At 70.4% G+C, this 19,655-nt stretch carries 20 protein-coding genes; all 20 read left to right on the forward strand.

The annotated features are described in order from the left end of the window. Positions 1-39 precede the first annotated feature (39 nt). The 20 genes from AB8A24_RS20325 (at position 40) to AB8A24_RS20420 (ending at position 19,614) form a co-directional block, all read left to right on the forward strand. Complete coding sequence (locus AB8A24_RS20325; RefSeq protein WP_369476990.1) at positions 40-1,686, forward strand: thiamine pyrophosphate-binding protein; 1,647 nt, start codon at positions 40-42, stop codon at positions 1,684-1,686. Between the two features lie 47 nt (positions 1,687-1,733). Then, positions 1,734-2,168, forward strand: a complete 435-nt coding sequence (locus AB8A24_RS20330; protein ID WP_328964087.1) for a nuclear transport factor 2 family protein — start codon at positions 1,734-1,736, stop codon at positions 2,166-2,168. Between the two features lie 30 nt (positions 2,169-2,198). Further along, entirely contained in the window at positions 2,199-2,654 is a 456-nt protein-coding gene (locus AB8A24_RS20335) for a nuclear transport factor 2 family protein (RefSeq protein ID WP_030729565.1), read from the forward strand. Positions 2,655-2,675: 21 nt separating this feature from the next. After that, a complete protein-coding gene (locus tag AB8A24_RS20340; protein WP_033226119.1) occupies positions 2,676-3,059 on the forward strand; it encodes a nuclear transport factor 2 family protein in 384 nt (127 codons plus the stop codon). Positions 3,060-3,072: 13 nt separating this feature from the next. Next, positions 3,073-4,686 carry a GMC oxidoreductase gene (locus AB8A24_RS20345; protein ID WP_328964088.1) on the forward strand — a complete coding sequence of 538 codons (1,614 nt, stop codon included), beginning with the start codon at positions 3,073-3,075 and terminating at the stop codon, positions 4,684-4,686. Then, the gene (locus tag AB8A24_RS20350) at positions 4,679-5,290 is read left to right on the forward strand and encodes a DJ-1/PfpI family protein (protein WP_030729574.1); all 612 of its coding nucleotides are present in this window, start codon (positions 4,679-4,681) and stop codon (positions 5,288-5,290) included. Before AB8A24_RS20345 ends, AB8A24_RS20350 begins: the two co-directional genes overlap by 8 nt. Next, positions 5,290-5,727, forward strand: coding sequence for a VOC family protein (locus tag AB8A24_RS20355; RefSeq protein WP_266358667.1), 438 nt, complete (start codon positions 5,290-5,292; stop codon positions 5,725-5,727). Before AB8A24_RS20350 ends, AB8A24_RS20355 begins: the two co-directional genes overlap by 1 nt. A 3-nt stretch (positions 5,728-5,730) precedes the next feature. Continuing rightward, on the forward strand, positions 5,731-7,560 hold the full coding sequence (locus AB8A24_RS20360) for an AGE family epimerase/isomerase (protein ID WP_369476994.1): 1,830 nt from the start codon (positions 5,731-5,733) through the stop codon (positions 7,558-7,560). 37 nt (positions 7,561-7,597) lie between these two features. Further along, a complete protein-coding gene (locus AB8A24_RS20365) occupies positions 7,598-7,948 on the forward strand; it encodes an STAS domain-containing protein (RefSeq protein WP_030008823.1) in 351 nt (116 codons plus the stop codon). After that, on the forward strand, positions 7,945-10,092 hold the full coding sequence (glgX, locus tag AB8A24_RS20370) for a glycogen debranching protein GlgX (RefSeq protein WP_328964090.1): 2,148 nt from the start codon (positions 7,945-7,947) through the stop codon (positions 10,090-10,092). Before AB8A24_RS20365 ends, glgX begins: the two co-directional genes overlap by 4 nt. Positions 10,093-10,109: 17 nt before the next feature. Continuing rightward, positions 10,110-10,421 carry an STAS domain-containing protein gene (locus tag AB8A24_RS20375; protein WP_030388476.1) on the forward strand — a complete coding sequence of 104 codons (312 nt, stop codon included), beginning with the start codon at positions 10,110-10,112 and terminating at the stop codon, positions 10,419-10,421. Then, positions 10,418-10,894, forward strand: a complete 477-nt coding sequence (locus AB8A24_RS20380) for an ATP-binding protein (RefSeq protein WP_369476997.1) — start codon at positions 10,418-10,420, stop codon at positions 10,892-10,894. The genes AB8A24_RS20375 and AB8A24_RS20380 overlap by 4 nt, the downstream gene beginning before the upstream one ends. Continuing rightward, positions 10,876-12,132: a PP2C family protein-serine/threonine phosphatase gene (locus tag AB8A24_RS20385; RefSeq protein ID WP_328964091.1), complete on the forward strand. Its 1,257-nt coding sequence runs from the start codon at positions 10,876-10,878 to the stop codon at positions 12,130-12,132. The genes AB8A24_RS20380 and AB8A24_RS20385 overlap by 19 nt, the downstream gene beginning before the upstream one ends. After that, complete coding sequence (locus AB8A24_RS20390) at positions 12,133-12,876, forward strand: MinD/ParA family protein (protein WP_328964092.1); 744 nt, start codon at positions 12,133-12,135, stop codon at positions 12,874-12,876. Positions 12,877-12,946: 70 nt separating this feature from the next. Continuing rightward, entirely contained in the window at positions 12,947-13,687 is a 741-nt protein-coding gene (locus AB8A24_RS20395) for a type 1 glutamine amidotransferase domain-containing protein (protein WP_369476999.1), read from the forward strand. Between the two features lie 31 nt (positions 13,688-13,718). After that, a complete protein-coding gene (locus AB8A24_RS20400; RefSeq protein ID WP_030769272.1) occupies positions 13,719-15,203 on the forward strand; it encodes an aldehyde dehydrogenase in 1,485 nt (494 codons plus the stop codon). Positions 15,204-15,249: 46 nt separating this feature from the next. Further along, on the forward strand, positions 15,250-15,864 hold the full coding sequence (locus AB8A24_RS20405) for an NADPH-dependent F420 reductase (RefSeq protein WP_266485372.1): 615 nt from the start codon (positions 15,250-15,252) through the stop codon (positions 15,862-15,864). Next, on the forward strand, positions 15,849-16,373 hold the full coding sequence (locus AB8A24_RS20410; RefSeq protein WP_328964094.1) for a (2Fe-2S)-binding protein: 525 nt from the start codon (positions 15,849-15,851) through the stop codon (positions 16,371-16,373). The genes AB8A24_RS20405 and AB8A24_RS20410 overlap by 16 nt, the downstream gene beginning before the upstream one ends. A 5-nt stretch (positions 16,374-16,378) precedes the next feature. After that, positions 16,379-18,784 carry a xanthine dehydrogenase family protein molybdopterin-binding subunit gene (locus AB8A24_RS20415; protein WP_328964095.1) on the forward strand — a complete coding sequence of 802 codons (2,406 nt, stop codon included), beginning with the start codon at positions 16,379-16,381 and terminating at the stop codon, positions 18,782-18,784. Then, positions 18,781-19,614 (forward strand): xanthine dehydrogenase family protein subunit M, encoded by an 834-nt coding sequence (locus AB8A24_RS20420; RefSeq protein ID WP_369477002.1) that lies wholly within the window; start codon positions 18,781-18,783, stop codon positions 19,612-19,614. Before AB8A24_RS20415 ends, AB8A24_RS20420 begins: the two co-directional genes overlap by 4 nt. The last annotated feature ends 41 nt before the right edge of the window (positions 19,615-19,655 follow it).

Genomic DNA, 19,655 nt, shown 5'->3' on the forward strand with positions numbered 1-19,655 from the left:
CGGAGGCCGCAGGGAAATCGGAGAGTTGAGGGGGAATTCATGGAAGCCACTCCCGGACGGGAAAGGCTGATCGAGCAGTTCAAGGCCGACGGCCTGACGGTGATGTTCGGAAATCCGGGGACGGTGGAACAGGGATTCCTCGACGCGGTGGACGCGGCGGAGGACTTCCGATACGTCCTCGCCCTCCAGGAGACCGTGGCCGCCGGCATCGCCGACGGGTACGCCCGGGCGACCGGCGGCGCGGCCCTGCTCCAGCTGCACTCCGGTGTCGGTCTGGGCAACGGCATCGGCATGCTCTACCAGTCGCTGCGCGGCCACACCCCGCTCGTCGTGGTCGCCGGTGACGCCGGGGTGCGCTACGACGCCATGGACGCGCAGATGGCCTGCGATCTGGTGGCGATGGCCAAGCCGGTGACCAAGTACGCGACCCGGGTCACCGACCCGCGGTCCGTGCTCCGCACCGTCCGCCGGGCCGTGAAGATCGCACTCACCCCGCCCCGCGGACCCGTGTTCGTGGCGCTGCCCATGGACGTGCTGGACGAGCTCAACTCCGAGCCCGTCCTGCCGTCCACGCAGGTGCTCACCGACGTGGCGCCCTCGCCGGCCTCGGTGGGGCGGGCGGCCGAGCTGCTCGCCTCCGCCGAGCGGCCGATCGTCCTGGTCGGGGACGGGGTCGCGCTGTCCGGGGCGCAGAAGGAGCTCGTGGCCGTCGCCGAGCTGCTGGGCGCCGACGTGTACGAGGTCGACTCGTCCGAGGTGAACATCGCGGCCTCGCACCCGCTACGCCGCGGCCAGACCGGGCACATGTTCGGCCCGCACAGCAAGGAGCTCGTCGGGGACGCCGACGGGGTGCTGATCGTCGGCACCTACGTCTTCCCGGAGGTCTTCCCCGAGCTGGAGAGCCCCTTCAGAGCGGGCGCCAAGGTCGTCCACATCGACCTGAACGCCTACGAGATCGCCAAGAACCACCCGGTGGACCTCGGCCTGGCCGCGGACCCCAAGCAGGCGCTGCGCGCGCTGGCCGGCGTACTGGAACGGCGCCTCGGCCCGCGGCGCAGGGCGGCGGCCGCCGCGCGCCTCGACGTACGGACCCGGGAGCGGATCCGCGAGACCCGGTCGGCGGGGTCCGCCACGGACGACGGCACGCCGATGGCCGTCTTCCTGAAGACCCTGGCGGAGCGCACCGGCGGGGACCTGATCGTCTTCGACGAGGCGCTGACCACCTCGCCGCTGGTCACCCGGTACCTGCTGGCGGAGCGCCCCGGCGACTACCACCTCACCCGGGGCGGCTCGCTCGGCGTGGGCTTCCCGGGCGCGGTCGGGGCCAAGCTGGCCCGGCCCGAGCGGCTCGTGGTCGGCTTCGCGGGCGACGGCGGGTCCATGTACACCTACCAGGCGCTGTGGACGGCGGCCCGGCACGGCATCGACGCCAAGTTCGTGGTGTGCAACAACCGCAAGTACCGGCTGCTGGACGACAACATCGCCCAGTACTGGCGGGAGCGGGACATCCCCGAGCACGGCTTCCCGGGCTCCTTCGACCTCTCCCACCCCGAGATCGACTTCGCCGGGCTGGCCCGGTCGCTCGGCGCCGGCGGGATGCGGGTGGAGAAGCCGGACGAGGCGGTCGCCGCCGTGGGCCGGATGCTGTCCCACCCCGGGCCGTTCCTCGTCGACATCCAGATCTGATCCCAGAGCCATCCGACGCAAGCCCCGTACGGACAGGAGGAGACCGCATGCCCGCCGAGCGGCAGCTGACCGAGGAAGCGATCCGCAGTTTCGCCGAGAACTGGTACGTGGCGCTGGACCAGCACGTGGATCCGGACGACGTGCTCGCCCTGATCACCGAGGACCTGGAGTTCAAGGTCCCCGAGGACACCTTCCTCGGACACGAGGGATTCGGCCGCTGGTACGCGGCCGTCACCCACCGCTTCTTCGACGAGGTGCACACCGTCACGAAGGTGGAGCCCGTCATCGAGGGCGACCGGGCGGTCGTCCGGGTCCTCGTCAACTGGCAGGCCAAGATCTGGGACCCGCCGGGCGCCCGCAGCCAGTGGCTCGGCTTCGACGCCGACCAGACCTGGACGGTCGTGGCCGGTCCGGACGGACCGCTGATCAAGCAGTACACCGTCAACGACCTGGCGCCGATGCCCGGTTCCGGCTCGCTCTGAGCACGGGCGCCGACGAAGGGAGAAGCGACGATGACCGAAGTGACGCGGGAGCGGGTCGAGGCGGCGTACGCCGCCCTCGGCTCCGGTGACCGGGCGCGCATCCTGGAGTACTACTCCGAGGACCTGCGCTGGCTGGTGCCGGGCAACCACCCGCTGGCCGGCTGGTACGAGAGCCTGGACGCCTTCCTGGAGCTGATGGGGCAGACCCACAAGCTCACGGGCGGCACCTTCCGGATGGACATCCAGGCGGTCCTCGTCGGCGAGGACTGCAGCGCCGACGTGTGCCGCAACGTGGCCCTGCGGGACGGCGCGGACGAGACGAGCACCTCCCCGCACGAGCGGATGGACTACCCGGTCTTCCACTTCATGCGGTGGCGCGGCGGCCGGATCGTCGAGGGCCGGGACGGTCTCTTCGGGGACTCGGCGACCGCCTTCAGTCAGTTCTGGGCGCCGTTCGCGCCGGACGGAACCCGTAGGGACCGATAGACCGACAGGGGGATGAGCGCGATGGACCGACACGAGAGCCACACCGAGATCCTTCGGAAGTACTACGAGTACGCCAACGCCGGTGACTGGGACCGCTGGTGCGATCTGTTCGCCGACGACCAGGTGATGGACGAGCAGCTCGCCGGCCACATCGAGGGCCTGGAGGTCCTGCGCTCGATGATGAAGGGCATGGGCACGATGTACCGGGTCTTCCGCAACGAGCCCGTGCACTTCGTCGTCGACGGCGAGAAGGCCGCGGCCGTCTCGCACCTGACCGCGGTCAGCGCCTCCGGCGAGCCCATCGAGGCCGAGGTCATGAACTTCTTCCGGATCGTCGACGGAAAGATCGCCTACATGGCGAACTACCACGACACGGTCCCCTTCCAGGTGCTGAGCCAGGACTGAGGGGAGCGCGGTCATGGCTGCAGAACGAGCAGAGGAATACGACTACGTCATCGTGGGCTCCGGCACCGCCGGCAGCGTCCTGGCGGACCGGCTCTCCGAGGATCCGGACGTCTCGGTCCTCGTCCTGGAGGCGGGCGGCTCCCGCATCCCGCCCGAGGTGGACGACCCGTCCTCCTGGTACAAGCTCCTCGGCGGGCCGGTGGACTGGGGCTACACCAGCACCCCGCAGCCCGGACTCGACGGCCGCCGTACCTACGAACCGCGCGGCAAGGCCCCCGGCGGCAGCAGCAACCTCTACATCATGATGCACATCCGGGGCCACGCCTCGGACTTCGACAACTGGGCCTACCAGGGCGCCGCCGGCTGGTCCTACGAGGACGTGTCGCCCTACTTCGCCCTGCTGGAGGGCCAGGAGGACGTCACCGCCGAGACCACCGGCACCCGCGGCCCGCAGCGGATCACCAACGCGGGGCGCCACGGCCCCAACCCGGTCTCCCGGGCCTTCATCGACGCCGCAGTCGAGCTGGGCCACCAGGAGATCGAGGACTTCAACACCGACGGACCGCGGCGCGGCCTCTTCGGCACCGGCTGGCACCACATCGACGTGGCCGACGGCCGCCGCCAGGGCGTCCTCGCCGCCTACCTGGAGCCGGCGCTGCGGCGCCCCAACCTGACCCTGCGCACCAACGCGCAGAGCACCCGGCTGCTGTTCGACCGCGACACCTGCACGGGCGTCGAGTACGTGCAGCTCCGGGCTCCCGCCGAGATCCCGGGCCGGACCGTCCGGGACGGCCACAGCGCTCCCGCGGCGCCCGGGTCGCACACCGTGCGGGCCCGCCGTGAGGTGATCGTGGCGGCCGGGGCGATCGAGTCCCCGAAGCTGCTGCTGCTGTCCGGCATCGGCGACCCCGAGCAGCTGCGCGAGCACGGCATCGAGGTCGCCGCGGCCCTGCCCGGGGTCGGCGAGAACTTCCACAACCACGTCCTGACCGGGCTGATGGCCGAGGTCACCCAAGAGCTGCCGCCGCCGGCGCAGAACCTGTCGGAGAGCGCTCTATTCCTGTCCTCGCGGCCGGGGTTGCCCGCCCCCGACCTGCAGATCGCCTTCGTCCACGTGCCGTTCGACGTGATCGTCGGTCAGGACCACCCCAACACGGTGTCGATCCTGCCCGGCGTCGTACGGCCGGTCTCGCGCGGCTGGATCAGGCTGGCGAGCGCCGACCCGCTGGCCCACCCGCTGATCAACCCGAACTACCTGGGCGACCGGTGGGACCTGGAACGGATGGTGCAGGGCGTCAAGATCGCCCGGGAGATCTTCGCGACCTCCGCCTTCTCGCCCTGGTACAAGCAGGAGCTCCAGCCCGGACCGGGCTACGTGAGCGACGACGACCTGCGGACGTTCGTGCGGCAGAAGTCGGAGAGCTACCACCACCAGGCCGGCTCCTGCCGTATGGGCGTCGACGACCTTTCCGTCGTGGACCCCGAGCTGCGGGTGCACGGCGTACGGAACCTGCGCGTGGTCGACGCGAGCGTGATGCCGGCGGTCCCGTCCGGCAACTGCCACACCGCCATCGCGATGATCGCCGAGCGCGCGGCGGACTTCCTGAAGGGGGCCTCCCGTGTCTGACGCGGTCCTGCGCGAGGGCGCACTGTCCGGGACCCGGATCGCGGTCCTGGTCGAGAGCGACTACTACGAGCCGGAGATCTTCTACTACCAGCGCCGCTTCGCCGAGGAGGGCGCCGAGGTCGACTTCCTGACCCGGCTGTGGGGCAACGACTCCATCACCTTCACCGGGCACGAGTACCGGGCGCCCTTCACCGCCACCCAGTCCCTGGAGGGGCTGAGCGACGACGAGCTGCGCCGGTACGCGGCGATCATCGTGCCCTCCGGCATGGTGGCCGACCGGCTGCGCTACACCGAGGACGTGGACGTCCTTGCCCCGGCGACCGAGCTGCTGCGCCGGGCCTTCGAGGAGCCGACGGTCCTCAAGGGGATCATCTGCCACGGCATGTGGCTGGCCTCCTCGATCCCGGACAGGATCCGCGGCCGCAAGGTGGTCTGCCACAACAACCTCATCGGTGACGTCCGGAACATGGGCGGGGAGTACGTCGACGAGGACGTGGTGGTCGACGGGGACCTGGTCACCGGCCGCACCGGCGCCCACCACCACCTCTTCGCCCGCCGCATCATCGAACTGATCGCGGCCGGTCGGGGCCGGGGAGCCGGCTGATGGCCGCCGGGCTGCGGTGGTCCCACGTGGGCCTGAACTGCACGGACCAGAAGACCACCGAGGAGTTCTACACCCGGTACTTCGGCTTCACCCGGGCCCGGGTCGTCGACCTCGGCGAGTCGCGGATCGTGTTCCTGCGGAAGGGGGACGCGTACCTGGAGCTCTTCGCGGCCGGTGACACCGCACCGGCCCGGGCGGCGAACGACGACGGTCCGCAGGCCCCCGGCCGGATGCGCCACCTGGCCTTCCAGACCGACAGCGTGGACGCGTTCCTGGCCGAGCTGGGCGACGCGGCGGAAGTGACCCTGGGACCACTGGACTTCGACGACTTCATCTGCGGCTGGCGGACCGTGTGGGTCCGCGATCCCGACGGGGTCATCGTCGAGGTCAGCCAGGGGTACGAGGACGACGGCTCTCACGACAAGGACGGTGCGTGACCCATGGCTGACGCCGTGACCTTCTCCTTCTCCGACACGATCGCGGGCTACGTCACCCGCTTCGACTCCGGGACCCGGCTGCTGAGGCTGAAGACCGCCGACGGGCGCGAGTTCGACGTCTCCCTCGCCGGTGACCCCAGCGCCGAGCTGGTCCGCAACCTGGACGAGCCCTACATCGACGCCTCCGGGCACATCGACGAGATGCTCTCGCCCGGCCGGTTCCTCTTCGTCTACGGGGTCCACTACCCGGAGCGCGGCGGCGGCTTCGACGCCAAGCGCCTGGTCTTCCTGGGCCGCGGGGCCGAGGACTACCGCTTCGAGGAGCCCAGCTGGTGGATCAAGCAGATCGAATCCCTGGCCGACTTCTACAAGCGGGCGCAGTTCGGCGACGGGCCGGTGGACTTCACCGAGTACCGCACCGAGATCCGGCTCGGCGGTGACAAGACCGCCAGCCACGTCCAGGAGACCGACACGATCTCCCGGCTGGTCTACGGCATGGCCTCGGCCTACCTGCTGACCGGCAAGGACGAGTACCTGGAGGTCGCCGAGCGCGGGACCGAGTACCTGCGCAAGCACATGCGGGTCGTGGACAGCGAGGAGGACGTGGTCTTCTGGTACCACGGCATCAGCGTCGACGGGGACAGCGAGCGCAAGCTCTTCACCTCGGAGTTCTCCGACGACTACGACGCGATCCCGATGTACGAGCAGATCTACGCGCTGGCCGGCCCCATCCAGACGTACCGGGTCACCGGTGACATCCGGATCAAGAACGACGCGGACGCCACCATCCGGCTGTTCGACAAGTTCTTCTTCGACCCGGAGCAGGGCGGCTACTACTCCCACATCGACCCGATCCTCTTCAGCGCCGACCACGAGTCCCTCGGCGAGAACGCCGAGCGCAAGAACTGGAACTCGGTCGGCGACCACGCGCCCGCCTATCTGATCAACCTGTACCTGGCGACCGGCGACCAGAAGTACGCCGACTTCCTCGAGTACACCTTCGACACCATCGCGGACAAGTTCCCGGACTACAAGAACAGCCCCTTCGTCCAGGAGCGCTTCTTCCGCGACTGGTCGCACGACACCGCGCACAGCTGGCAGCAGAACCGCGCGGTGGTCGGCCACAACCTGAAGATCGCCTGGAACCTGATGCGGATGAACTCGCTGAAGGCCAAGCCGGAGTACGAGCAGCTCGCCAAGAAGATCGGCGAGATCATGCCGGCGGTCGGCAGCGACGTGCAGCGCGGCGGCTGGTACGACGTGGTCGAGCGGCTCAAGTCCACCAACAAGGACGGGCAGGAGGCGTACCGGTTCGCCTGGCACGACCGCAAGGCCTGGTGGCAGCAGGAGCAGGCGATCCTCGCCTACCTCATCCTGAACGGCACGGTCGGCGGCGACGCGAACCTGCGCGAGGCCCGGCAGGCCCAGGCCTTCTACAACACCTTCTTCCTCGACCACGACGAGGGAGCCGTCTACTTCAACGTGCTCGCCAGCGGTACGCCGTACCTGCTCGGCACCGAGCGGCTCAAGGGCAGCCACTCGATGTCCATGTACCACTCGGCGGAGCTCTGCTACCTCTCCGCCGTCTACAACAACCTGCTCATCAACGGGCGGGAGATGGACTTCCACTTCCAGCCCGACCCGACGAACCTGCCCGACCGCGTCCTGCGCGTCTCGCCCGACCTGCTTCCCGCCGGTTCGGTGCGGATCGCGTCCGTGGAGATCGACGAGAAGCCGTACACCGACTTCGACGCCGACGCACTCACCGTACGGCTGCCCGATGTCCAGGGCCGGGTGAAGGTCAAGGTCCGGCTGCGCCCGGTGACCAAGTAGCGCTCAACGGGGGGCGCCCCAACCAGAGGGGAACGCAATGACTCTCAACGTCAAGGAACGCCGGAACAAGACGGGCACCGTGCTCGTCGCCACCGGCGAGATCAACAGCGAGACGTCCGGCTCGCTGCTCCAGGCACTGCTGCCGCTGGTCCGCGAGGGCAAGCCGCTGAAGATCGACCTCACGGCGGTCACCTACGTCTCCAGCGCGGGCCTGCGCACCCTGCTCGTGGTCTACCGCGAGGCCCAGCACGCCGGCGTCGCGGTCACCCTCTACGGGGTGAGCGAAGAGGTCCGGTTCGTCATGTCGGCCACCGGGTTCCTCGACTTCTTCGAGACCGGAGAGGCCGTCGCGGCGGCGGCCAAGGCCAAGGCCAAGGCAGCGCGATGACCGAGACCCGGTCCGAGCAGGTGCTGCGCGTCGACGCGTACCCGACCCACGAGGTGGGCGGGTACCGCGTCCGCGCCGGCAAACCGTTCCCCTTCGGGGCCAACGTGGTCCCCGGCGGGGTCAGCTTCTCCGTCTTCTCCGACCAGGCCACCTCCATGACCCTGGTCATCTTCAAGCGCGGAGAACCCGAGCCGATGGCCGAACTGGAGTTCCCCGAGGAATTCCGCACCGGCAGCGTCTTCGCCATGACCGTCTTCGGCCTCGACCACGAGAACATCGAGTACGGGTACCGGGCCGACGGCCCCTACGACCCGGTCACCGGCCATCGCTTCGACGCCCGGCAGGTGCTCTCCGACCCGTACGCCCGCCTCATCGCCGGCCGTGACGTGTGGGGCGTGGAGCCGGACCGCAGCCGCGGCTACCAGTACCGCTCCCGCGTCTGCCTCCAGGACTTCGACTGGGGCGACGACACCCCGCTGGGCATCCCCGCCGAGGACCTCGTCGTCTACGAGACCCACGTGCGCGGCTTCACCCGGCACCCCTCCTCACAGGTCACCGCTCCCGGCACCTTCGCGGGGCTGCGCGAGAAGATCCCGTACCTGAAGGAACTCGGGATCAACTGCATCGAACTGCTGCCGGTGTTCGAGTTCGACGAGAGCGACAACCCGCGCACCAACCCGGAGACCGGCGAGCAGCTCTTCGACTACTGGGGCTACAACACCGTCTCGTTCTTCGCGCCCAAGGCCGGCTACGCGGCCACCGGACGCTACGGCATGCAGGGCGACGAGTTCCGCACCCTGATCAAGGACCTGCACGCCGCCGGCATCGAGGTCATCCTCGACGTCGTCTTCAACCACACCGCCGAGGGCAACGAGCAGGGCCCGACGATCTCCTTCAAGGGGCTCGACAACGCCACGTACTACATGCTCACGCCCGACGGGTACTACTTCAACTTCAGCGGCACCGGCAACACGGTCAACTGCAACCACCCCGTCGTGCGCAACTACGTGCTCGACTGCCTGCGCCACTGGGTCGCCGACTACCACATCGACGGCTTCCGCTTCGACCTGGCGGCCATCCTCGGCCGGGCCCTGGACGGCACCCCGCTGCCCAACCCGCCGCTGCTGGAACTGCTCGCCTACGACCCGGTCCTGCGGCACACCAAGCTCATAGCCGAGGCCTGGGACGCCGGCGGCCTCTACGAGGTCGGCAACTTCCCGGCGTACGGCCGCTGGGCCGAATGGAACGGCAAGTACCGCGACACCGTGCGCAGCTTCCTCAAGGGCGACCCCGGTGTCACCGGCGAACTGGCCACCCGGATCGCCGGATCGCCGGACCTGTACGCCACCCGCGGCACCGCGGCCTCGGTCAACTTCCTGACCGCGCACGACGGTTTCACCCTCGCCGACCTCGTCTCCTACAACGACAAGCACAACGAGGCCAACGGCGAGAACAACGGCGACGGTGCCAACGACAACAACAGCTGGAACTGCGGCGCCGAGGGTCCCACCGACGACCCGGAGATCAACGCGCTGCGCACCCGGCAGATGAAGAACGCCCTCGCGATCCTCTTCACCAGCCAGGGCATCCCGATGCTGCTGGCCGGCGACGAGGTCGCCCGCACCCAGCAGGGCAACAACAACACCTACTGCCAGGACAACGAGCTCTCCTGGTTCGACTGGGACCAGGTCGACGACAACGCCGAACTGCTCCGGTTCACGCGGGAGATGATCGAATTCCGCAAGCACCACCGCGAGCTGCGCTCCACCGCCCACCCCACCGGCCAGGTCCGCGAGCACCTGGGCCTGCCGGACATCAGCTGGCACGGGGAGCGGGCCTGGCAGCCCGACTGGTCGGCCGAGAGCCGGCTGCTGGCGGTGGCCCGCTGCGGCACCGGTGACGACGACGTGGTGTACGTGGCCATGAACGCGCACTGGGAGTCGCACGACCTGGAACTGCCCGCCCTGCCGGGAGGCCGGAGCTGGCACCTGTTCGCCGACACCGGGGCCGAGGCACCGTACGACATCCGCACCCCCGGAGCCGAGCAGGAGCTGGACAACGCCGGGAAGTACCTGATCGGCCCGCGCTCGGTGGTGATCCTCGTGGGCCGCACCGACGATCGCGACGACCTCGAAACGCCCTGACCGAAGGAGACCCTGACATGCCGCTTTCCGTGTCCCTGAGCATCGAGGGCGACACCACCGTGATCGAACTGACGGGCGAGCTGGACGCCAAGACCGCGCCGGACTTCCACCGGACCATCGAGAAGGCCGCCGGCCACGGCACCCACACCGTCGAGATCAGGATGGCCGGCGTCGGCTACATGGCCAGCGCCGGACTGCGCTCCCTGGTCTTCGCCCAGCAGAAGGTCGCGAACGACGTCACCATCAAGGTGGTCGGTGCCATCGAGCCCGTGTCCCGGACCATCCGGACCGCCGGGCTGGACCGGAGCATCGTCCTCTCCGATGAGTGACCACCGTGACTGACATGGTCGAACTGGCGAGGACGTCCCGCGTACTGGAAGTGCCCGCGACGGTGGGGGCACTGGGCGAAATCGCCACGTTCGTCCTACGGCTGGCCGGAGCGGCGGGCCTGGGCAAGGGCCCTACCTACCGTCTCCGGCTGGCCGTGGACGAACTGGCCACCAACGTCGTGATGCACGGGTACCGGGGCGGCGACGGACGGATCACCGTCCGCGGCCGTTCCGGCCCGGGCGGGGTGCAGATCGTCATCGAGGACTGCGCACCCCCCTTCGACCCCGTCGAAGGCCGCCTGCCGCCCGCCTGCCCCGGGGTCCCCCCGGAGGAGCGCAGGATCGGCGGCCTCGGCATCCACCTGGCGCTGACCAGCGTGGACGAGTTCGGCTATGCGCACAGGGACGGCCGCAACATCAGCACCCTGACTGTGAAGGCTGAGGGGACGGACCGATGCCCTCCACGACAGTGATCATCCTCGACGCGTACCCGCCACCGCCGCCCGAGCTGCTCGACGCTCTACGGACGATGGACGCGGCACTCGTCACCCGCTCCCTGACGGAGCTGCGCGAAGGGGCGCTGGAACTGCTGCCCGTCGCGGACGTGCTGCTCGCCCCGGCCGAGTCCGACGGGGAGGCCGTACGGATGGCCGTACGCCGGCTGCGCCGCTGGGCCGGAGCCCCCATCGTGGTCGTCTGGACCGTGACGGAGTTCGCCGCCCTGGAGGAGCACGTCCGGATCGGGCACGACTACCTCGTACCGCCCTTCCTGCCCGCCCTCGTCGGGGCCCGGCTGCACAGCTGCTCGGAGCGCGCCGGACTCGGCCGCACCCTGCGGGAGGCCGACGCCCGCGCCGAACTCATGGGCTACGAGAAGGAACTGGAGATCGGCCGGGAGATCCAGGCGGGCTTCCTGCCCGAATCGATGCCCGTCCCCGACGGCTGGGAGATCGACGTGCGGTTCCGTCCCGCCCGGCAGGTCGCAGGCGACTTCTACGACGTCTTCGAGATCTCCCGCGGCCGCCGGCTCGCCTTCGTCGTCGCCGACGTCTGCGACAAGGGGGTCGGAGCCGCGCTGTTCATGGCGCTCATCCGCTCCCTGCTGCGGCACACCGCGCAGAACAGCGGCCTGCAGCACCTGGTCGCCGGACGCGCCGGCGGCAGCCGGCGGATCCCGGTCGTCGGCGCCACCCCGCTGCTCAACGCGGTCACCGCCACCAACGGCTACCTCACCCGCAACCACCTGCGGCAGGGCTACTTCGCCACCCTGTTCTTCGGGGTGCTCGACCCGCTCACCGGCAGCCTCGTCTACATCAACGGCGGCCACAACCCGCCCCTGCTGCTGCCCGCCGACGGCAGCCCGCCCGTCGCCCTCCACATCACCGGACCGGCCGTCGGCATCCTGCCCGACTGCGTCTACACCCTCGGCTACGCCCAGCTCGACCCGGGCGACACCCTGTTCGCCTTCACCGACGGAGTCCCCGAGGCCCGCTGTCCGAACGGCAGCTTCCTCGGCGACGACCGGATGCTCGAACTGCTCACCGGGCCACCCACCAGCGGCAAGGACGTGGTCGACCGGATGGACTGGGCGGTGCGCGAACACACCGGCACCGCCGAACAGCACGACGACGTCACCATGCTGGCCCTGCACCGGCCACGCGCGGCGCGGGGGCCGCGCGCGGACGGCGCAGGCACCCGGGTGGTGGCCTAGATGACCCGCACCATCGTCGTGCACTCGCACCGCGGTGGGACGGGCAAGTCCTCGGTACTGGCGAACCTCGCGCTGCTCCTCGCGGCCGAGGGACGCCGGGTGGGGGTGGTCGACACCGATATCCAGTCACCCACCCTGGACCTGCTGTTCCGCCTGGGGCCCGGCCCCTCCCTGACCGACTACCTGCTCGGCCGCTGCGAGATCGAGACCACCGCCCAACAGACCGGCGTACCCGGGCTGTACGTCGTACCGGCCCGGACCGGGACGGCCGCCCTGCGCGAGATCATGGCCGGGGGCTACGACGTGGGGCTGCTGCCGGAGGGCTTCGACCGGCTGGCCGCGCACCACGCCCTCGACGTGCTGCTGCTCGACACCCACGCCGGGCTCAACAACGAGTCGGTGACCGCCATGGCGAGCGCCGACGTACTGATGATCATGGCGCGGGCCGACCGGATCGACCTCTCCGGGGTCGAGGAGACCATCGCCCTCGCCGGACGCCTGACCTGCCGGCGGAACCTGGTACTGAGCATGGCCCCCGAGGGCATGGACCGGGAAGCGGCCCGCCGGCGCTCCGAGGCGGTCTACGGGGCGCCACTGGCCGGAATCCTTCCCTACTCGCCGGAAATGGCGGCTCTGTACGGGGAACGCATATTTGCCGAAGCCCACCCCGACCACCCCCTGGTCGGTGAATTCCGCACCATCATCTCGGCGTTGGACGCACGTGACGAAGTATCGCGGGCCTGACGTCGTCCCCCTTACGCCCCCTGCGGGTGGCGTGTTGAATCGGCAGCGAATCCAGAACAAGGAGAGAATCATGAAGATTCTCGTCGTCATGACGGCCAAAGCCACACTGCATCTGCTCGACGGTGAACAGCACCCCTCGGGATTCTGGGCCGAGGAATTCGTCGTGCCCTTCTCGCTCTTCAAGGCGGCCGGCCACGACGTGGACGTGGCGACGATCGGAGGCAGGGCGCCGACGGTCGACCAGACGAGCATCGACCCCCAGTTCCTGCGGTGGGTCCGCCCCGAGGGTTCGCCGGACGAGGACGCGGCCAACGCCGCCGAGTACGTCCGGGTCATCGGGGACACCCCCCAGCTGAGAGCCCCCCTCGCACTGGAGACCCTCACCGAGAAGGACATCGCCGACTACGACGGCGTGTACGTCAGCGGCGGCCACGGCGCCATCGGCGACCTCCCCAAGTCCGACGAGCTCGCCCAGATCCTGCGCTGGGTCATCGCCCAGGACACACCGCTCGCCACCGTGTGCCACGGCCACACCTCGCTGCTCGCGCTGCGCGACGGCGAAGGCCGCTGGCCCTTCGAGGGCTACCGGATGACGGCCTTCTCGCACGACGAGGAACTGGTCACCAACATGGCCGGCCGGCTCCCGCTGATCCTGGAGGTCGAACTCACCCGGCTGGGCGCCCGCTACGAGAAGGCGGACGCCATCTGGGACTCGCACGTGGTCGTCGACCGCAAGTTGACGACCGGCCAGAACCCCTACTCCTCCAAGGCCCTCGCCGAGACCTTCTTGACGCAGCTCGCGAAGGGCTAGTCCCCCCGCACCCCGAAACCGGAAGGCAGCCATGACCAAGCGTGAGCTGAGCGGCCAGCCCCTCGCCAACCCCGGGAAACTGTTCATCGGCGGCGCCTGGGTCCCGGCCCAGGACGGCCGTACCGAACCGGACATCAGCCCCGTGGACGGGCAGGAGATCGTACCGGTGGCGCAGGCCGCCGCCGCCGACGCGGACGCGGCCGTCGCCGCCGCCCGCACGGCGTACGAGGAGGGCCCCTGGAGCAGACTGTCCGCCCAGGAGCGCGCGCTGCGGCTGAACCGGGTCGGTGAACTCATCGAGCGCGACCTGGAGGAGATCGCCCTGCTGGAGACCGTGGACATGGGCAAGCCGTTCGCGTTCTCCAGCACGGTCGACGCCCCCATGGCCGCCCAGCTCATGCACTACTACGCCGGGGCCGTGACCCGCGTCGACGGCTCCTCGCGGGCCCCGGCCGGCGGCCAGCTCGCCTACACCCTGCGCGAACCGCTGGGCGTGGTGTGCGCCATCACCCCGTTCAACTTCCCGCTGCTGCTGTCGATGACGAAGATCGCACCGGCACTCGCGGCGGGCAACACGGTGGTCCACAAGCCCTCCCCGGCCACCCCGCTGACCGCCCTGAAGATCGCCGAGCTCTTCCAGGAGGCGGAGATCCCCGACGGGGTCCTGAACGTCATCACCGGTCCGGGCGTCGAACTGGGGGAGACCCTCACCGGCCACCCCGACATCGACAAGATCGCCTTCACCGGCTCCACCTCGGTCGGCCAGACGATCATCCGCAAGGCGGCCGGCACCCTGAAGAAGGTGACGATGGAGCTCGGCGGCAAGTCCGCCAACATCGTCTTCGCCGACGCCGACCTCGACGCCGCCGAGGAACTCGCCTTCTTCGGCATCTACTACAACAAGGGCGAGATCTGCACCGCCGGCTCCCGGCTGCTGCTGCAGCGCCCCATCCACGACGAGATGGTCGAACGCCTGGTCCGCCGAGCCGCCGACCTCAAGCCCGGCGACCCGCGGGACCCGGCCACCCTCTTCGGACCGCTGGCCCACCGCGGCCAGTTCGACAAGGTCAGCTCCTACATCGAGGTCGGCGAGAAGGAAGGCGCGATCCTGCGCACCGGCGGCAGCGGATGGACCCCCGAGGGCGCCTCCAGCCAGGGCCTGTACTTCCTGCCGACGATCTTCACCGGCGTCGACAACAGCATGCGGATCGCCCAGGAGGAGATCTTCGGCCCGGTCCTGTCGATCATCCCCTTCGACACCGAGGAGGACGCCGTACGCATCGCCAACGACAGCGCGTACGGCCTCGCCGCCGGTGTCCACACCAAGGACCTGCGGCGCGCCCACCGGGTCGCCTCGCAGATCAAGGCCGGCACGGTCTGGGTCAATTGCTACAACCAGTACGACCCCGCCGTGCCCTACGGCGGCTACAAGGCCTCCGGCTACGGACGCGAGTGCGGCCCCGAGTCGCTGGAGAGCTACACCCAGACCAAGTCGGTCTGGATCGGCATGGACTGAGAGCGCCACCGAGACCGACCGAGACCTCCATTCCCGAGGAGCGGCAATGCGGACAGGCATCATCGGCACCGGGCGGATCGGCTCGACCCTGGCCAGGATCCTCGTGGCGGCAGGCCACCAGGTCGTCCTCGCCAACGCCCGGGGCCCGCAGACCCTCGACCCGCTCGTGGCCGAGCTGGGACGGGCCGCCTCGGCGGCGCACCCCGCCGAGGCGGCCGACCGGGCCGAACTCCTGGTGCTGATGGTGCCCTTCGAACGCGTCCGCGGGCTGCTCCCGCCGTACGCCGTGCAGGACAAGGTGCTGGTGGACGCCACCAACGCGTTCGGCGGCCCCGGCGCCCCCGCCGACCTCGGCGGGCGCGGCTCCAGCGACCTGGTCGCCGAGTGGTACCCCGACGCCCAGGTCGTCAAATCCCTGAACACCATGCATTTCGAAACCCTCGCCGTCGCCGGCACCGCACCCGGAGAGCGCCTGGCACATTTCACCGCGGGCGACGACGTGAAATCGAAGGAAATCGTCGCGGGAATCATCTCGGATCTGGGATTCGCACCCGTGGACACCGGCCCGTTGCACTCCGGAGGAATTCTCCAACAGCCCGGCGGGCCCCTTTTCAACCGGCCGCTCACGGAAGCGCAGGCGCTGGCATGGATATCACACTGAATGTGAACGGAAGACCCGAGCAGTTCTCGGCGCAGCCGAACGAACTGCTCGTGGAACGGCTCCGCGACGGCCTCGGGCTGACCGGCACCAAGGTCGGCTGCGACACCGGCCAGTGCGGCACCTGCGTCGTCCGCCTCGACGGCAGGTCCGTCAAGAGCTGCCTGGTCCTCACCGCCTCCGCCGCCGGCGGCGAGGTGGCCACCATCGAGGGCGAGACCACCCGCGGCGGCGAACTGTCCGGCCTCCAGGAGGCACTGCGCCAGGAGCACGGCACCCAGTGCGGCTTCTGCACCCCCGGCATGGTCATGGCCCTCGGCGAACTCGTCGACGCCACCGCCGGCGGCGAGGCACCCACCGAACCCGAGATCCGCGAATGGCTCACCGGCAACCTGTGCCGGTGCACCGGCTACCACAGCGTCGTACGGGGCGTGCAGCGCGCCTGCGCGGCCGCCCGCGCCGAGGCGCCCGCCGCCGTCGCCGCGTCCACCGCTGCCGGACAGGAGGTGTGAGGGACATGACCGCAGTGACGGGGGAGGCCCCGGCCACGGGGAGCGGAGTCCTCGGACAGCCGCTGGACAGCCGCGAGGATCCGCAGCTGCTGCGTGGCGAGGCCACGTACGTGGCGGACATCGACCTGCCGGGCACCGCCCACATGGCCATCCTGGGCAGCCCGGTGGCGCACGCGAAGATCCTCTCCATCGAGACCAAGGCCGCCGAGCAGCTGCCCGGCGTGCTCAAGGTGGCCACCGCCGCCGACTTCACCGACGTCATGCCGCTGCCCTGCATCTGGATCCCCGGCGGCGTCGAGAGCCACTTCCCGCCCCACCCCTACGGGCTGCCCGGCGCCCGCCCGGTCCTCACCGGCGACACCGTCCGGCACGTGGGCGACCCCATCGCCGTGGTCGTCGCCGAGACCCCGCGCCAGGCCACCGCGGCGCTCGCCGCCATCGCCGTCGAGTACGAGCCGCTGCCCGTGGTCACCCGCGCCGACAAGGCGCTCGCCGAGGGCGCGCCCCAGCTGCACGAGGCCGTCCCGGGCAACCTGAACGCGTACTGGACCTGCGGCGACAAGGACCGCACCGACGCGGCCATCGCCGAGGCCGAGGTCACCGTCGAGCTCGACCTGGTCAACCAGCGCACCATCAACAGCCCCATCGAGCCGCGCGGCGCGGTCGGCGACCACAACGCCGCCACCGGCGAGTACACGCTCTACGCCTCCACCCAGGGCCCGCACAACCACCGCTTCCTGCTCTCGGCGCTGGTCCTCGGCATCCCCTTCAACAAGCTCCGGGTGATCGCCCCGACCGTCGGCGGCAGCTTCGGCACCAAGGGCTACCTGTACCCGGACATGGCGCTGGTGCTGCTGCTGTCCAAGGCACTCGGCCGGCCCGTGAAGTGGGTGGACACCCGCACCGGGCTGATGAACTCCACCGTCCAGGGCCGTGACCACCGCCAGCACGTGACGCTCGCCGGCACCCGCGACGGCCGGATCACCGCCGTCCGCTGCACCAGCTACGCCAACCTCGGCGCGTACCCCTCCACGATCGGCCCCGGTGTCGCCACCGCCCTGATGGGCCGCTCCATCAGCGGCATGTACGACATCGACGCCGCCTTCTGCGAGGTCTACGCCGCCTTCACCAACACCGTCTCGCTCGGCGCCCAGCGCGGCAGCGGACGCGCCGAGGCCGCCTTCCTCATGGAGCGCCTCGTCGACCGGTACGCCTCCGAGATCGGCATGGACCCGGCGGCCGTCCGCCGCAAGAACCTGGTGCCGAAGGAGAAGTTCCCGTACGACAACGGCCTCGGCTGGACCTACGACTCCGGGAACTACCAGCTGAACTTCGACAAGGCCATCGAGCTGTCGGGCTACGCCGACATGCCCGCCCGCAAGGCCGAGGCCCGCACCCGCGGCAAGCGCCTGGGCGTCGGCCTCGCCACCTACGTCGCGATCTGCGGGGTCGGCCCCTCGACCCGGATGTCCCAGGAGGGCATGCTCGGCGGCACCTGGGAGAGCGCGAACATCCGCGTCCACCCGACCGGCGAGGTCACCGTCACCGTCGGCTCCGCCTCCACCGGCCAGAGCCACGGCACGGTCTTCGCCCAGGTCGCCGCCGACGAGCTCGGCATCGACCCGGACACCGTCCAGGTCCTGGAGGGCGACACGCAGAAGGCCCCGTACGGGCAGGGCACCTACGGGTCCCGCTCCTACAGCATGGCCGCGCCCGCCGTCGCCCTCACCGCCCGCAAGATCAAGAGCAAGCTGATCCGGGCCGGTGCCGTCTTCCTCGGCGTTCCCGAGGACAAGGTCGTCTACGAAGGCGGCCGGGTCTACGAGGACGGCAACGAGCAGAACACCAAGACCTTCGCCGAGCTGGCGATGTCCATGTGGTACGGCTGGGGACTGCCCGCGGAGATCGAACCCGCCCTCGACGAGACCACCCACTTCGACCCGCCGGACTTCAACTACCCCTTCGGGACGCACGTGGCGGTCGTCGAGATCGACGAACTGACCGGCGAGACCGAGGTGGTGTCCTACACCGCCGTCGACGACGCCGGCCACATCGGCAACCCCAAGATCGTCCTCGGCCAGATCGAGGGCAGCATCACGCACGGCCTCGGCCAGGCCCTGATGGAGGCCGCCGTCTACGACGAACAGGGCCTGCTCATCAGCTCCGACCTCACCTCGTACGCCTTGCCGCGCGCCGCCGACGTGCCGTTCTTCACGCTCGACAAGACCGTCACGCCCAGCCCGCACAACCCGCTCGGCGCCAAGGGAGCCGGCGAGATCGCCACCGTCCCGCCCGCCGCGGCCGTCGTCAACGCCGTCGTCGACGCCCTGGCCGACCTGGGCGTCCAGCACATCGACATGCCCCTCACCCCCGAGAAGGTCTGGCGCCGCCTGAGAGGGGAATCCCAGTGATCCTCACCGAGTTCGACTACGCCCGGCCCGCCGACCTCGACGAGGCGCTGGCCCTGCTGTCCGGGACGCGCGGCGCCCGGGTCCTGGCCGGCGGCCAGAGCCTGCTGCCCGACCTGCGCTCCGGAGCCGACCGGGCCGCGCTGCTGGTCGACGTCCGGCAGCTGGCGGAGCTGCGCGGGGTCACGCGCACCCCCGACGGCACCCGGTTGCGGATCGGGGCCCTCACCACGCTCGCCGAGCTCGCCACCGACCCGCTGGTGCTCGCCGAGGCCCCGGAACTGGCCGCCGCCGCCCGCGCCAACGGCGACCCCCAGGTCCGCAACCTCGGCACCGTCGGCGGCAACCTCGTCGCCGCCGGGCGGGCCACCGACCTGCCGGTCGCCGCCATGGCCGCCGACGCCGTGGTCGAACTGGCCGGCCCCGGCGGGCGGTCCACCCTCGCGGCGGAGGAGCTCGCGGCCGGCCCCGCGCCCGCCGACGCGGTCCTCACCGCCCTGCTGGTGCCGGCCGCCGGCCCGGCCGCCGCCTTCGAGAAGACCGCCGACCGCGCCACCCGCTACCCGGTGTGCGCCACCGCCGTACGGATCACCCCCGGCGGGCCGCGCATCGCCGTCACCGGGGCCACCTCCCGCGCACTGCGGCTGCGCGGGGTCGAGGACCGGCTGCGCGGGGGCCCGTACCGCACGGAGGCCGTGCTCGCGGCCTTCCGCGCCGAACCCAGGGAACTGTTCGTCCCCGGGCGCGGCACCTCGGCCGAGTACCTCGGTCATCTCGTGGGGGTCCTCACGGCCCGAGCCTTGCAGAGGGCCGAGCAGGCTCTCGCCCGATAGCCCGAGACGGGCACACCACGGGGCCCGCCACGGGCCCCATC

Source organism: Streptomyces sp. BF23-19 (assembly GCF_041106355.1).
GTDB lineage: Bacteria > Actinomycetota > Actinomycetes > Streptomycetales > Streptomycetaceae > Streptomyces > Streptomyces virginiae_A.

Coding starts and splice junctions, on each gene's coding strand:
- AB8A24_RS20325 (WP_369476990.1), top strand. CDS start 40: ATGGAAGCCACTCCCGGACGGGAAAGGCTGATCGAGCAGTTCAAGGCC.
- AB8A24_RS20330 (WP_328964087.1), top strand. CDS start 1,734: ATGCCCGCCGAGCGGCAGCTGACCGAGGAAGCGATCCGCAGTTTCGCC.
- AB8A24_RS20335 (WP_030729565.1), top strand. CDS start 2,199: ATGACCGAAGTGACGCGGGAGCGGGTCGAGGCGGCGTACGCCGCCCTC.
- AB8A24_RS20340 (WP_033226119.1), top strand. CDS start 2,676: ATGGACCGACACGAGAGCCACACCGAGATCCTTCGGAAGTACTACGAG.
- AB8A24_RS20345 (WP_328964088.1), top strand. CDS start 3,073: ATGGCTGCAGAACGAGCAGAGGAATACGACTACGTCATCGTGGGCTCC.
- AB8A24_RS20355 (WP_266358667.1), top strand. CDS start 5,290: ATGGCCGCCGGGCTGCGGTGGTCCCACGTGGGCCTGAACTGCACGGAC.
- AB8A24_RS20360 (WP_369476994.1), top strand. CDS start 5,731: ATGGCTGACGCCGTGACCTTCTCCTTCTCCGACACGATCGCGGGCTAC.
- AB8A24_RS20365 (WP_030008823.1), top strand. CDS start 7,598: ATGACTCTCAACGTCAAGGAACGCCGGAACAAGACGGGCACCGTGCTC.
- glgX (WP_328964090.1), top strand. CDS start 7,945: ATGACCGAGACCCGGTCCGAGCAGGTGCTGCGCGTCGACGCGTACCCG.
- AB8A24_RS20375 (WP_030388476.1), top strand. CDS start 10,110: ATGCCGCTTTCCGTGTCCCTGAGCATCGAGGGCGACACCACCGTGATC.
- AB8A24_RS20385 (WP_328964091.1), top strand. CDS start 10,876: ATGCCCTCCACGACAGTGATCATCCTCGACGCGTACCCGCCACCGCCG.
- AB8A24_RS20390 (WP_328964092.1), top strand. CDS start 12,133: ATGACCCGCACCATCGTCGTGCACTCGCACCGCGGTGGGACGGGCAAG.
- AB8A24_RS20395 (WP_369476999.1), top strand. CDS start 12,947: ATGAAGATTCTCGTCGTCATGACGGCCAAAGCCACACTGCATCTGCTC.
- AB8A24_RS20400 (WP_030769272.1), top strand. CDS start 13,719: ATGACCAAGCGTGAGCTGAGCGGCCAGCCCCTCGCCAACCCCGGGAAA.
- AB8A24_RS20405 (WP_266485372.1), top strand. CDS start 15,250: ATGCGGACAGGCATCATCGGCACCGGGCGGATCGGCTCGACCCTGGCC.
- AB8A24_RS20410 (WP_328964094.1), top strand. CDS start 15,849: ATGGATATCACACTGAATGTGAACGGAAGACCCGAGCAGTTCTCGGCG.
- AB8A24_RS20415 (WP_328964095.1), top strand. CDS start 16,379: ATGACCGCAGTGACGGGGGAGGCCCCGGCCACGGGGAGCGGAGTCCTC.